The 14,139-nt window shown below is 64.7% G+C and carries 13 protein-coding genes; 2 read left to right on the plus strand and 11 right to left on the minus strand.

The window, feature by feature from the left end:
- Positions 1-35 precede the first annotated feature (35 nt).
- Complete coding sequence (locus ACODSN_RS11555) at positions 36-1,697, plus strand: alkaline phosphatase family protein (RefSeq protein ID WP_489055699.1); 1,662 nt, start codon at positions 36-38, stop codon at positions 1,695-1,697.
- A gap of 4 nt (positions 1,698-1,701) precedes the next feature.
- Here ACODSN_RS11555 and epsC read toward each other — a convergent pair whose 3' ends face one another.
- From epsC to ACODSN_RS11610, 11 genes are all read right to left on the minus strand, one after another.
- Positions 1,702-2,712 carry a serine O-acetyltransferase EpsC gene (gene epsC / locus ACODSN_RS11560; RefSeq protein WP_489055534.1) on the minus strand — a complete coding sequence of 337 codons (1,011 nt, stop codon included), beginning with the start codon at positions 2,710-2,712 and terminating at the stop codon, positions 1,702-1,704.
- 100 nt (positions 2,713-2,812) lie between these two features.
- The gene (locus tag ACODSN_RS11565; RefSeq protein ID WP_489055536.1) at positions 2,813-4,144 is read right to left on the minus strand and encodes an ATP-binding protein; all 1,332 of its coding nucleotides are present in this window, start codon (positions 4,142-4,144) and stop codon (positions 2,813-2,815) included.
- Positions 4,141-4,851, minus strand: a complete 711-nt coding sequence (locus tag ACODSN_RS11570) for a response regulator transcription factor (protein WP_489055701.1) — start codon at positions 4,849-4,851, stop codon at positions 4,141-4,143. Before ACODSN_RS11570 ends, ACODSN_RS11565 begins: the two co-directional genes overlap by 4 nt.
- 194 nt (positions 4,852-5,045) lie before the next feature.
- Positions 5,046-5,891 carry a TorF family putative porin gene (locus ACODSN_RS11575; protein ID WP_489055538.1) on the minus strand — a complete coding sequence of 282 codons (846 nt, stop codon included), beginning with the start codon at positions 5,889-5,891 and terminating at the stop codon, positions 5,046-5,048.
- Positions 5,892-6,119: 228 nt separating this feature from the next.
- Positions 6,120-7,619, minus strand: a complete 1,500-nt coding sequence (locus tag ACODSN_RS11580; RefSeq protein ID WP_489055540.1) for a SulP family inorganic anion transporter — start codon at positions 7,617-7,619, stop codon at positions 6,120-6,122.
- Between the two features lie 4 nt (positions 7,620-7,623).
- The gene (locus ACODSN_RS11585; protein ID WP_489055542.1) at positions 7,624-8,322 is read right to left on the minus strand and encodes a carbonic anhydrase; all 699 of its coding nucleotides are present in this window, start codon (positions 8,320-8,322) and stop codon (positions 7,624-7,626) included.
- 112 nt (positions 8,323-8,434) lie between these two features.
- A complete protein-coding gene (locus ACODSN_RS11590; protein ID WP_489055543.1) occupies positions 8,435-9,145 on the minus strand; it encodes a response regulator in 711 nt (236 codons plus the stop codon).
- Positions 9,142-9,582 (minus strand): hypothetical protein, encoded by a 441-nt coding sequence (locus tag ACODSN_RS11595; protein WP_489055545.1) that lies wholly within the window; start codon positions 9,580-9,582, stop codon positions 9,142-9,144. The genes ACODSN_RS11590 and ACODSN_RS11595 overlap by 4 nt, the downstream gene beginning before the upstream one ends.
- 287 nt (positions 9,583-9,869) lie before the next feature.
- Positions 9,870-10,412: a hypothetical protein gene (locus ACODSN_RS11600; RefSeq protein WP_489055547.1), complete on the minus strand. Its 543-nt coding sequence runs from the start codon at positions 10,410-10,412 to the stop codon at positions 9,870-9,872.
- Between the two features lie 263 nt (positions 10,413-10,675).
- Complete coding sequence (locus ACODSN_RS11605) at positions 10,676-12,940, minus strand: TonB-dependent receptor (protein ID WP_489055548.1); 2,265 nt, start codon at positions 12,938-12,940, stop codon at positions 10,676-10,678.
- 113 nt (positions 12,941-13,053) lie between these two features.
- Complete coding sequence (locus tag ACODSN_RS11610; protein ID WP_489055550.1) at positions 13,054-13,464, minus strand: hypothetical protein; 411 nt, start codon at positions 13,462-13,464, stop codon at positions 13,054-13,056.
- A gap of 133 nt (positions 13,465-13,597) precedes the next feature.
- On the opposite strand from ACODSN_RS11610, the gene ACODSN_RS11615 reads away from it, so the two are divergent.
- Positions 13,598-14,125, plus strand: a complete 528-nt coding sequence (locus tag ACODSN_RS11615; protein ID WP_489055552.1) for an RNA polymerase sigma factor — start codon at positions 13,598-13,600, stop codon at positions 14,123-14,125.
- The last annotated feature ends 14 nt before the right edge of the window (positions 14,126-14,139 follow it).

Here is a 14,139-nt window from a genome sequence, read left to right on the forward strand (position 1 = left end):
CGCTGCGCGTCAAGGCAAGAGAAGGTGCTGGCCCCATGAAGATAAGCGTCGCCGCTGCCCTGCTGATCGCGACCGCCGCCCCGGCGATGGCGCAACAGCCGGTCTCTCCCCCGGCCCCGGTGGCCATGCCCGCAACGCCGCCCAAGCTGATCGTCGCCATCGCCGTCGATCAGTTTTCCGCCGACCTGTTCAGCGAATATCGCCAATATTATAGCGGCGGTCTCAAGCGCCTGACGCAAGGGGCGGTGTTTCCGCGCGGCTATCAAAGCCATGCCGCGACCGAAACCTGCCCCGGCCATTCGACCATCCTGACCGGCAGCCGCCCCTCGCGCACCGGCATCATCGCCAACACATGGTTCGACCTATCCACCGCGCGCGCCGATAAAGCGGTCTATTGCGCCGAGGATGAAAGCCAGCCCGGCAGCAGCAGCGATAATTATGTCGCTTCGCCGATCCATCTCAAGGTGCCGACGCTCGGGGGGCGCATGAAGATCGCCAACCCCGCAACGCGGGTCGTCTCGGTCGCGGGCAAGGATCGCGCCGCGATCATGATGGGCGGCCCGACCGCCGATCAGGTCTGGTGGCTCAGCCCCAAGGGCTATGTCAGTTACAAGGACATTCCCACGCGGCCGCTGGTCGCAAAGGTCAATGAAGCGCTGGCGAAACAACTCGCCACCGCCAATCCGGGCTTCGAACTGCCCCCGCAATGCGAGGCGAAGGATTTCCCGGTCGTCGTCGGGTCGGGCAAGTCGGTCGGCACCGGACGCTTCGTGCGCGACGCCGGCGATTTTGCCAAATTCCGCGCGTCACCCGAGCAGGATGCGCTGACGCTGGTGCTGGCCGCCGGGGCGATCGAGACGATGGGCCTTGGCCGACAGGCGCAGACCGACATCATCTCCATCGGCCTGTCGGCGACCGACCTGATCGGCCACGCCTATGGCACCGAAGGGACCGAAAGCTGCATCCAGATCGACCGGCTCGATCGCGAACTGGGCGCTTTCTTTGACCGGCTCGACAAGGACGGCATCGACTATATCGTGGTGCTGACCGCCGATCATGGCGGCCATGACCTGCCCGAGCGGCATCGCGAAAACGCCATGCCGATGGAGAGCCGCGTCGATCCGGCGCTGACGCCCAAGGCATTGAACGCCACGATCGGCGCAAAGACGGGCCTTGCCGGTCGGACGCTGATATGGGGCGACGGCCCGGCAGGCGACCTCTATTTCGACAAGGGACTGATCAGCGCCCAGCGCAAGCGGGTGGAGGCGGAGACGCTGAGCCTGTTGCGCGCCCATCCGCAGGTGGAGACCGTCTTTACCAAGGCGCAGATCGCCGCGTCGCCAGCGCCTTCGGGACCGCCCGAAAGCTGGACCCTGCTGCAGGAAGCGCGCGCCGGTTTCGATGCACAGCGATCGGGCGACCTGCTTCTACTGCTGAAGCCCCGCGTCACGCCGATCCCGGATGGCACGAAGGGCGCCGTCGCCACGCATGGCAGCCCCTGGGATATCGACCGCCGCGTGCCCATCCTGTTCTGGCGCAAGGGAATGCGCCATTTCGAACAGCCGCTCGGCGTCGAGACGGTGGACATCATGCCCAGCCTCGCCGCGCTGATCGGCCTGCCGGTGCCCAAAGCGGCAATTGACGGCCGTTGCCTCGACCTGATTGCGGGCGATGGCGATAGCTGCGCGGCCCGATAGCCCGTCAGCCAGCCTGCCGATCTGCCTCGTCCCCTTCTTCCAGCAAGGCGTGGACGCGATGGGGGGCGGAGACTTCGGCCCGGCTCGTCACCTCATAATGGGCGCGCGCCTGCCGGACCTGGCTGTCGGCAGGCAGGCTTTCGGTCAGCCAGACATTGCCGCCGATCACCGACCGGCTGCCCACGATGATGCGGCCCAATATGGTCGCGCCGGCATAGATGACGACGTCATCCTCGATGATCGGATGGCGCGGAATCGCCTTTTCGAGCGCGCCCTTCTCATCCGCCGGAAAGCTGCGCGCGCCGAGCGTCACGCCCTGATACAGCCGCACCCGATCACCCACGATCGCGGTTTCGCCGATGACGACGCCCGTGCCATGGTCGATGAAGAAGCTGTGACCGATCGTCGCGCCGGGGTGGATATCGATGCCGGTGCGTGAATGGGCGATTTCGGAGACGATCCGCGCCACCAGCGGCGCACCGAGATCATACAGGCGATGGGCGAGGCGATGGTGGATGATCGCAAGCATGCTCGGATAGCAGATCAGCACTTCGTCCACACTGCGCGCCGCCGGATCGCCCAGGAAGGCGGCCTCCACATCACTGTCGAGCAGCACGCGCAGGGTGGGCAGGCTTTGCGCGAAGCCGGTGATGATACGGGCCGCTTCGCGATCGACCACCGGCGCCGCCTCGCCTCTCAATGCATAGATGAGTTCCAGCCGGATCTGGCCATAGAGGCGGCTAAGCACGGTCTGGAGTGTCTCTGCGACGAAGGCGTCCTCATTGTGCAGCCGCACGAAGCTGGGACCCAGGCGCAGCGGGAACAGCGCCCCGCACAGCGACGCCATGATCTTGGCCAGGTTGGCGCGGGAAGGGAATCCTTCCGCCCCATATTCGGCATGATGCTGCTGCTCCTGCCGCCAGCGGCTCCGCGCCGCGCCGAGATCGGCCACCAGCCGGTCGATGTCCCAATAGCCTTCGAGGATAGAATCCCCGTCTTCGATGCCTGCCGTCATGGACGCCTCTTGTTGAACAGGCTTGTCGATTACCCGGCTGGCGCGGCGAGCGTAAACGAGTTTTGCTTGTTCGGAACGAGTTTCTGTTTGTACGGCTCGATCACAGCGTCGCCGACGATGGCCTGAGCGCGAGGCGAATTTCGGCGCGCAACCCGCCTTCGGGCCGGTTGATGAGCGTCAATAGCCCCCCTTCGCGCGCGACCGCGCGATCGACGATGGCGAGACCAAGGCCCAGCCCGCGCGTATTGCGGCTGCGCGCGGTGTCGAGGCGCGTGAACGGGGTGAGCACATCGGCAAGCCGGTCATCGGGGATGCCGGGACCATCATCATCGACCCGGACCACCGCCATATCGTCCTCCGCGACCAGCGAAACCCGTGCGCAATCGCCATAATGGAGCGCATTTTCCACCAGGTTGACGATCGCCCGGCGCAGCCCGTGCGGGCGCGCGACCAATTCCAGATGATCGGGGCCGTCATAGAGCACATCGCGATCCTGATCCTGAAACCCGTCGACGATCGTCGCCAGTGTCACCGCGAGGTCGGTGCGGGCGGCCGGCTCCGGGTCCTTTTCGCCACCCAGAAAGGCGAGCAGCGATTCGATCATCTCGCCCATTTCGGCAAGGTCGCCCTCCATCGCGCCGCGCGACTCCGCATCCGGCACATCGTCCAGTCGCAATTGCAGCCGCGCCAGCGGCGTGCGCAGGTCATGGCCGACCGCCGCCAGCGTCTCGGTCCGTTCCGCGATCAGGCGATGAATACGCTCCTGCATGGCGTTGAAAGCGCGGATGAGGTTGCGCACATCATTGGCGCCTGCTTCCTGCACCTCGACCCGGTCGCTGAGGCCGATCCGCTCGGTCGCGCGGGTCAGGTCGCGCAGCGGCGCGAGCGTTCGCTGGATCATGATGCCGCCAACGACCAGCAGTGCGATGACGGGGATGAGCGCCAGACCCATGCGCCCGATCGTAAATTCCCAGCGCCCGCCGGCATGCCGCATCCCGAATTGCAGCCAGCTGCCGTCGGCCAGCACCATGCCGCCGCTGATTTCGGACATGCGCCCCGGCGAGGTCAGGCGCAGGCGCAGGCCCGCTGCTTCCAGCGAAGGCTCCCACGCGACGACCTGCCGCCGCATCCGCTCCAGTTCGGGCGCGAGCGGCGGCGCGGGCGGTGCGGTCGGTGCCCAGTGGATATCGTATCGATCGGTGGTCAACTGGATCGCAAGCGCCCGCCGGTCCTCCGGCGGCTGCTCGATCATCAATTTGCGGGCGATCACCAGATGTTCGGCCAGCCGCCGGGCATCGTCATCCTGCAACGACAAATGGCTGGCGCGCTCGTAGATCAGCGTGCCAACGGCAAATTCCAGCGTCAGAGTCAGCAGCAGGATCGCGAACAAACGGCCGACCAGGCCGAGCGATCGGCTGACATGCCGCCTCAAGCGCGGCTGACCTCGGCATTGAACATATAACCCACGCCCCGGACCGTGGTGATGGGCGCGCCCTGTTCCTGCGTGGAAAGCTTGCGGCGCAGGCGGCTGACTAGCACGTCGATGCTGCGATCGGAACTGTCGCCCATGCGGGTGCGGGACAGTTCGATCAGCCGCTCGCGCGCGATGACCCGCTGCGGATGGCCAAGGAAGCTCACCAGCAGGTCGAACTCCGCGCCGGTCAGATCGACGATTCCTCCAGTGGGGGAGCGCAACTCGCGGCGCGGGAAATTGACGATCCAACCGTCGAAGCGGGCTTCGGTCTCACGATGATCGTCCGGCCCGCGCTCCACGCCGACGCGGCGCAGGATCGCACGGATGCGGGCGATCAGTTCGCGGGTGCCGAAGGGCTTGGGCAGATAATCGTCAGCGCCCAGCTCCAGCCCGACGATGCGGTCGGTTTCGCTGCCTTTGGCGCTGATGAAGATGATCGGCACATCGCTCTTGCGCCGCAACTGGCGGCACAGGTCGATGCCGTTGGTGCCCGGCAACATGACATCGAGCACGACGAGATCGGCCGGACCGGCGTCAAGGGCGATCCACATTTCGGGGCCGGAGGATGCGGGCCGCACCTCATAGCCATGTTCCTGAAGCGCGCGCGCTGTCAGGGTACGAAGCGGCGGATCGTCTTCGACAAGGATGATCGACGGAGCTGTCATGCGGGCTGGCGGCACGGTTGGTTCATAAGGTTGCGAGATAGGGACCGCCCCTCCGGGGGTCAACCGGACCCGCCTGCCGAAACGGGATGCCGAAGATCCAGCAACAATTTGTCATGCTTAGGAAAAGATGCGGGACGAGAGCAGCAAGAATGGGTCATGCCGGACCCGGCGAACCAGGCCCGGCATTGCCTATTTTAGAAAGCGGCGGTCAGCGAAAAGACCACCTGGCCGCTCGAAATCGACTTGCCGTTGCCCTTGCTGTTTTCCAGGACTTCGAAAGCCCCCACCAGATGGGCGCGGTCGGACTTGGAGATGTCGGTGTCGACATAGGCGATACCAACCGTCAGCGGCGTACCCGGAATGGCGGCATCAGCGCCGACCATCCAGTCGAGATATTTGCCGGTCGGCGCGATCGAGGTGCCGCGCGGACCAAGGCCGGGATTACCGTCCGAATAGCCCAGATGCGCCTTCAGCGTGACCGGCGTATTGGGGAGCGCGCCGCTGATGTCGCCCCAGATGTAGAGGTTGTCGCCCTTGGCGCCCGGATCGAAGATCGTGCAGGCCGAATCGCTGCAAACGGTTCCCAGAGCCTTCTGCTTGGGTGCATAGGCGACGCCCAGCAGACCCTTGACCGGGCCAAGCTGCGACGACAGCTTGACATAGGGTTCGGCGAAGTCGGTCGTGTCGGCGCCCGAGGGATACATATACCAGGTCAGGCCGACGTCGAGCGTCGCGCCGCCCAGCGGAACGGCGTAGCCGGCGAACAGGTCCAGCTCCATGTTGGAACCGCCGAACCGGCCCCAGCCGCCGAGGTTCGAACCCCAGGTGCCGGCGTAAAGGCCTGTTTCATGCGTCAGCGTGATGCCACCCTGGACGGCCATGCCCTTGTCGGACTGCGAAACGCCGCGAAAACGATAGTCGGAAACCAGGCCCACGCTGCCGGTGACGGTAACGGGCTTGGTCGGCTCTTCCTGGGCAAAGGCCGGCGCGCTGGACATAAGCGCCAGTGCGGCACAGGCGATTTTATACTTCATGAACATTCCCCTTTGGAAAAGAAATGTTCCTTCCTGCGTTCGCCCATTCCAACGATCGATTGTCATGAATATGGGCGACGGCCTCATCATTATTGTGCAATGCAGCATGCTCAAGCTGCATTTTCGCTTAGTTATTCCTTTGCGTTAAGTCGTGATATTTCGAGCACTGTTCTTGTCTCAATCTGTTCTGATTGTTGCTCAATCATTTCTATATCGATGCACAACATGTCGCATTTACTGAGTGACCAGCTTGCGCATTTTGTCGGTGGCCCCGAACAGCTCGACGGTGGTGCCTGCACTACGGCGACGATCGACCCACTCGCGCAACATCTCCGCGCTCGTATGGTCGATGTGCGCCAGCCGTTCGAGATTGAGGATCACCAGCGCTCGGCTGGGGACAGCTTCCAGCCGTGCCGACAATTTCGGCAGGGTGAGGAAGGTCGCCGATCCACTGAACGCCATTTCATGCGTGTCTCCCTGACTTCCTTCCTCGAGCCGGAGGCCCAGCCTGCGCATGTGCGGGATCAACTCCACCAGCGACAGCGCAAGGCCCACCAGCACGCCGGTCAGAAGGTCGGTCGCCACCACCATGATGAGCGTCGCCGCCCATACGATCGCGGGCAAGGGACCATATTGGTGCATCAGGTGACGGACATGATCGAAGCTGACGAGACGCACGCCCGTCACGACCAATATCCCCGCCAGCGCCGCCATCGGGATTTCGCGCAACAGCCATGGCAGCAGGGCGACGAAGCCCAGTATCCACGCGCCGTGCAGGATGGTGGACAGGCGAGTCACCGCGCCTGCCTGCACATTGGCGGAACTGCGCACGATGACGCCGGTCATCGGCAATGCGCCGGCAAAACCGCACAGCAGATTGCCGATGCCCTGCGCGCGCAATTCCTTGTTATAGTCGGTGCGCGGGCCGTCATGCATCCGGTCGACGGCGGCGGCGGACAGTAAAGTCTCCGCACTAGCGATGAAAGCGATGGCGAGCGCGGTCGCGAGGATCGCCGGGTTGAAAAGCTGCGCCAGTAGGCCCTCTTCGGGCAGGCTGATCGCGGCGACGATGGATTCGGGCACCGTTACGCGCGCCACCGGCAGGCCGAGCGCAAAGGCGGCGATGGTCGCCACCAGCACGCCGACGAGCGCGCCGGGGACCAGCTTCATCGAAGCCGGACGGAGCTTCTCCCACCCCAGCATCGATCCGATGGTCAGCATGCCGACCGCGAAGGCCGTCGCCATATCCTGATTGCCCAGCCCCAGCAGTTTGCCGGGCATGGCCACCAGATTGGAAAGGCCGCTCGGCAAGGGTTTGTGATCGAACAGGACATGGAACTGGCCGACCACGATCAGCACGCCGATCCCGGCGAGCATGCCGTGTACGACCGCCGGTGAAATGGCGCGGAACCATCCGCCGACGCGCAATATACCGGCGACGACCTGGATCGCGCCGGCCAGGATCAATATCGGGCCGAGCGCGGACAGGCCGTGATCGCGGACGATTTCGAACACGATGACGGCTAGGCCGGCCGCTGGCCCGCTGACCTGAAGCGGCGATCCCGCCAGCAGGCCGACGACGAGGCCGCCAATGATGCCGGTAATCAGGCCCTTTTCCGGGGGCACGCCCGACGCGATGGCAATGCCCATGCACAGCGGCATCGCCACCAGAAAAACGACGATCGACGCCGTGAAGTCGCGGCTGAAGGTGCCGCCGGAAAGGGCCTTGACCATGGGCTTACTCCGCCGCCTGCAAATAATCGACGTCGGCGGCGAGCCTGCGGGCATGGGGAAGCGCGACGGGCAGCGGCGCATCCTCGCGCAGCGCCATGAACCGCCCGCTTTCGCCATCCAGGCCCAGAACCTGACCCGCATGGATATCGACATACCAGCCGTGCAGCGCAATCTCGCCGCGCGCGATGCCCGATGCGATCGAGGGATGCGTGCGCAGATGCGCCAGTTGCACCACGACATTTTCCAGCGCCATGTTGCGCAGCTTGTCCGCATCGCTAAGGTCGGCGGGATAATTTTCGCGGCACAGTTTCTGCGCGGCATGGGAATGGCGCAGCCAGGCGGCGACATTGGGCATTGCGCTGAGGTCGGCGTCGGTGGCCAGCGCCTTCATCGCGCCGCAATCGCTATGACCGCAGATGATGATGTCGCGTACGCCCAGCACCATGACGGCATATTCGACCGTCGCGGTCACGCCGCCCAGCTGGCTGGCATGCGGGGGCACGATATTGCCGGCGTTACGGCAGACGAACAGGTCGCCGGGGTCGGCCTGCATGATATGTTCGGGCACGATGCGGGAATCGGCGCAGGATATCATCAGCGCCTTGGGGCTTTGCCCGTCGCTGGCGAGCCGGTTGTAAAGCGCGCTCTGGTTCGGGAATACATGCTTCTCGAAATGGAAGACGCGACCGATAAGCTCGTTCATAAATCCATCCTTGGGCTGAGCCGGTCGGGGGCGGACCGGCGGGGTCAGACAAGAATAGGGATCGGGCTTTGCTGCGACGCAGCGCTTTTGTTAAAAAGCATGTCTGGACTGTTCAGCGCCAGATGACGGCGGCGCTGAACATGTAACCGGCACCCCGCACGGTGACGATCGGGGCATTCGCACCCTGATGGGTCAGCTTGCGACGCAGGCGGCTGATAAGCACGTCGATGCTTCGATCGGAGGAGGGAGCGGCCCGGACTCCGGCCATTTCCATAAGACGCACTCTGGCGATCACCCGTTGAGGTTGATCGATGATGACTGCCAACAGGGAAAATTCCGCCGCCGTCAGGTCGACGATCGCGCCCGCGGGATCGCGGAGTTCGCGACGGGCGAAATCGACGACCCAGCCGTCGAAATGCGCTTCATTCTGGCGCGGCGAGGCGATGGTTTCCGCGCGTCTGCGGCGGCGCAGCACGGCGCGCAATCGGGCCGCCAGTTCGCGCGTGGAATAGGGTTTGGCGATATAGTCGTCCGCTCCCAGCTCCAGTCCAACCACCCGGTCGACTTCGCTGCTATGCGCACCCACAAGGATGAGGGGCACGTCGCTGCGCTCGCGCACGTCGCGGCACAAGTTCCGACCATCGGCCCCGCGCAGATCCGTGTCGAGCACGACCGCGCCCACGGCCATTTCATCCATGGCGCGCCAGATGTCGGAGGCGGAGGCGGCAGGCAGAGCGCGAAAGCCGCTCTGCTCCAGGGATTGCCGCACCTCCGGGCGGGCATCCCCCTGCCGCTCCGCCAGCAGGATCAGGGGTGGACTCATCCGCCCTTGACGGTCAGCGCATGGATGCTGTCCAGTTCACTCGAAAGCACGGCGCCATCCTGGCGAGCGACGGCGGCGGCTTCGGTTGCGTGGGCGCGCGTGTGGCGAGCGACGGCGGCCTCGATCTGCGGACGCGCGCTGGCGCAGCTGCCGGCATAGGTGTCGGCCAGCGGCGCGAAATGATGGATCGACTTGCTCAGCGCGGCAACGGATGCACCCCGCCCCTCGACGGCGCGATGAACGACGAGGTCGGCCTTCCAGCGGCAGCGCGGCTGCACTTCACGCATCGGATGGACGGCATGCACCTGATCCAGATGAAGCGTGGAGCGGGTCTGGTAGTCGGCGGTGTAGGCGTTGGACGCATGGTCGATCTGGGCGCTGTGCACAGGACTCGACAGCGTCGCGAGCGCAATGCTCGATGCGAGGCTCAGGAACATGGGGTTTCTCCTTTGCGACCGGAAATGCTCGGCAATCTGCCGGTCGGTCTCGCAGGATTTAGGCGGCGTGATTGTCTCTGCTATTTGCCGTCCGTAACAAATCATTGCTGGCAGCAAACAAGCGTCCCGCGCCTAGAGGCTGTCTCGAAATGCGCGAAAGAGCGCATTTCTAAGGCCGCACCGGCCCTCACCCCCACCCGACCGCCCACAGAGTGTATCCTGAATGGGCGGCCGGGTTGGGGGTGAAAGCCGGTGCAGATGCGCCAAAGGCATTTCCAGACAGCCTCTTAGCAGAGGGATTCCGCCATGTAGAGACGCGGCATGATCGGTTCGCCGATCACGTCCCCCAGCGCATGGGCCACCACCGCCTGAAGCCATTGCGCATCGCAGGCGGCACGATGGCGGGCGGGATGATTCGCATCGGCGAAGGCCACCGCCGCCATGATGGCGGATTCCCCGATGTGTCGCTCATCCAGCAACATGGCGACATGATCGATCGCGAAGGGCACGGGCGCGCGGGCGGCCATGGCAAGCGTCTCCAGCCAATATTGGTCGAGCACGCTATCGGCGACGACGCGATGACCGGCCACGAGGGCGGCAAGTTCGCCTATCACTACTGCCGCCGGCTGGCCTTCGCGCGCGATCCGGTCGCGGCTGAGACCATGGAGAGTCTGCGCCTCATCCGTCCAGTCCCAGTCGGCCCAGTCCTCGCCCGGCTGGATCAGCCAGCTGCGCACTATTGCCGGCCCGGCGATGCCGACCTCGATCGGAAAGGATCGTCCATGGCGAGGCAGGCACGACGCTTCGAAATCGATCGTGAGGATGGTCACGTCACTCTCCGTTGTTCGCGCGTACCCGGCTCCCCGTTCCGTGTCCGCAACTTTGGCTGTCCCCGCCCTCTTTCGCGCTCAACTATGTCAGGCTGAAGTCATTTTCCATGGAGTTTTTCGCATATGACGCGAGGCGCCCTTGAGTGACGATCAACGGTGCGACAGTCGCCGCGCAGGCCCTGCACGACCAGATGCAAGGCCTGTCCCGCCGCCTTAGAGGCTGATTTCGAAATGCGCGAAAGAGCGCATTTCGAGACAGGCCCTTAGAGTTTCCAGTTCACTTCGGCAGTGAACGAACGCTGCGGGAACGGGTGGAATAGATAATATTTCTGGTTGCCCAGATTATCGACGCCCAGCGCCAGGCTGAACTGGTCGGTCACGCGGAACTGCGCTCGCGCGTCGATGACGAGATATTTGTAAAAGCCCTGATAGGTGTTGCCCACGACGTCGTTGTTCTCGAGCGTCGCATAATTGCGGCTGGCATAGCGAGCGGCAGTGGTCAGCGCGACCTGATCGCTTGGTCGCCAGGTCAGCACCGCCGTCCCCTTCCAGTGTGGCACGCTTGGCAATAATTTGCCTTCGGAGTTCGGAGAGACGCTGTTGCGGCTGACGACCGCATCGGCATAGGTAAGGCTCGCCTGCAAATCGACACGCGGCACGATGTCGCGCCGGTCGATCGCCAGTTCCACGCCCCGCGCCCGGGTGCGATCGACATTCTGGACGAAGGTCGTACTGACCCCCGTGCCGCCGACGAGGGCGGCCTGTGATATGAGCGCGTCGTCCACGATCTCGTTGAACAGGGACAGGCGTACCGATCCGCGATCGACCCGATGTTCGATCGCCAGTTCGGCGGATCGGGCGCGTTCGGGCCGCAGGTCGGGGTTAGGATTGGTCAGCAAGGTGCCAATGGACGTCGCCTGGTAGAGTTCGCCGACCGTGGGCAAGCGCCATGCCTGCCCCAGCGACAGGCGCGCGCTCCACGCGCGGTCCGGCCGCCATTCGAGCGACACCTTGGGCGAGAAGCCGGAAAAGCGGCGCTCCGGCTGGATAACGGACGCCCCCGACGCGACGAGATTGAAGCCATCCCAGGCCCGCCACCATTCCTGCCGCCCGCCCAGAGTCAGCGAGACTTGCGGCCCAAGCTTCACCACATCCTGCGCCCACAGCGCGAGGGTGCGGCTGCGCCCCCGCGACGCCGTGCTGAGCGCGCCTTGCGTCGCGTCCTCCAGCCAGTTCGACGCCAGATAGGTCGCGGCCCTGAGCGTATAGCGATCGGCATGGCCGCCGACACTGACGATATGCGCATCGTCCGATCCCAGGTGCAGCGCAGCCTTGGCATCCAGCGTCAGCCAGCCGGTGCCGTCCTGTCGCTGGATCGTGCCGGGACCGCCGGCAAAGGCGGCGGGCAGCCGGTTCACGCTCGCGCCGCTGGTAGCCGCCGAAGGATTGGCCTGCCGGTCCCGCGCATAATCATAGGCCGTGCCGATAATCTGCCAGTCGAGCCGGGGCGCATCGCCCTGAAGCGAGAGCGCGTGGGACATATGGCGGGCTTCGCGCCGGTAGACGGCGGAGTTGAAGCCCGTCGTCACGCCATTGGTGCCGGTGACATAGGACGGTGCGTCGGCAGCGTCCCGCAGATAGGTGTCGACCGTGCCGCGCGTGTCGTCCGTCCAAAGCCCGAGCACATAGCGCAGGCTGACCCCCGCCCCCAGATCGAGCGCGGCCTTGAGCTTCCATGTATCCTGCACATGATGCTCCAGCCCGCCAGCGCCCAGCACGCGGATTGGCAAACCCATCCGGTTGACGTCGGCAAAGCCGCCGGTCGTACCAGCCGGATTGGCTTTGCCGGCGATCGAGATGATGCTGACCGGCTGGCTGTTCGCGGTCGTGCGCGTCACGCTGCCGAACAGCGAAAGCGGGCCGAAGCGATCGCCGATGGAGCCGGAAAACTGCCGCGTCGGCAATGTCCGGTTCGTGCCGTACAGGCTGGATTGCTGCACGTTGACGAGAGCGGTGGCGCGCGCCTCCAGCTTGTCGGGCAGGCGAGTGGTGATGTTGACGACGGTGCCGATGCTGTTGCCCGAATAGGCGGCGGAAAAAGGACCGTAGAGAATGTCGATCCGCTCAATCTCTTCGGGCGTCACCAGCGACCAGCGCGGACTGCCATTGCCATTATTATTGCCGATCAGCGCCGACAGTAGCGCGCCGTCGGCATAGATCAGACTGCGCGCCGACGCGCCGAGGCCCGAGGTGCGGGTGGCGATGGGCGCGAAATTATCGCCGATATGCCGTTTGCGCACGACGAGACTGGGCAAATATTTGATCGTGTCCTCGACGCTGACGGCGTTGATCGTGCGGGCGATTCCGTCCTGGGTTACGGCGACATGCGTGGACGGCGCCTGCTCGATGGTGGCGCCGGGGCGCTGACCGTTGACGATGATCGGGTCTTTGCCGCTCTCTGTGTCGTCGGCGAGGGCTGGCGTCGCGGCCAGCCCGGCGGCCGCGAGCGCGATGATGGATATGCGCATGGGAAATGTCCCTGTTCGTAAATATGGGCGAGCCGACGGGGCGCGTCGGATCGCACGTGCCGCTCGCATATGGAGCATGAAGTGGAGCCACGGCCGCCTGTGCGGTCGCGGCGTCAGATCAGCGCCGGTGGCCCGCGCAACGGGGGCCGAAGATAGGCTATCCGCCAGCCGGGGCTTCGCAGGAGCGGCGCGAAACCGATCGCCAATATCAGCGCGATCGCGATCGCGAGCAATATCGCGTCGACGCCGGCGGTCGATGCCATGGACAGGGCGGAATAGGGGCAGATGCCCTCTCCCTTGCCATGATCCTTCTGCTGCCCGCCCGACTTGCCCTCCATCGGCACGGCGATCTGCGTCGTCATGAGCTGGCCGGTGGCGTCGGCGCAAATCTGCACCGTCAGGACCTTGGCATCCTGAACGATCATATAGCCGGTGGGGATCGCCGCCTTCATGCACAGCATGACCGTCACCAAAAAGATGGCAAGCGCGCGGTGGCGGGCAAAAAAGGCGCGGATCAACGGCATTGGCGCGGGTCCATAGTGGCTTTGCCCGTACGAGTCACGCCGATAGATGCCCTCCCTTTCAAGACAGCCACCCGCCCGGCGACGCTCTCAAATAAGACCTTCCCAATCGGTCCATAGCCTGCAAACAGAGGATATGGATGCGGCGGACGAAGATGGGCTGGAAGTCGCCTATGGGGTGCATCGGGCCGAACTCCTGCGCCTGCTCCTCGCCAGAACAGGCGATCCGGTCGAAGCGGAAGACCTGTTGCAGGAATTATGGATCAAGGTCAGGCAGCAGCCCGCCGGTCCGGTCATCAGCGGCAAAGCCTATATTTTTCGCATGGCGCAGAACCTGATCGTCGATCGCCTGCGCGCCCGTCAGCGCCGTATGGAGCGCGACAGGCGGTGGTCCGACACGACCACGGACTTTGCGCCTGCGGGAGTCGAGCCTGCGGACCGGCGCAAGACCGCCGAGGAGGAGATGCTGGACCGCGAGGAAATCGCCACGCTCGTTTCGGCGATCGCCAACCTGCCCGAAGGCGCGCGCCGCGCGTTCGAACTGCACAAGATCGAGGGGTTGAGCCATGCGGAGGTAGCGGACAGGCTGGGCATCAGCAAAAGCGGCGTGGAAAAGCATATGGCGGTCGCCATGAAATATCTCAGACGCGCATTGACGGGCTGAGGTCGGACATGGGC

It is taken from the genome of Sphingobium sp. FG11 (assembly GCF_057809915.1).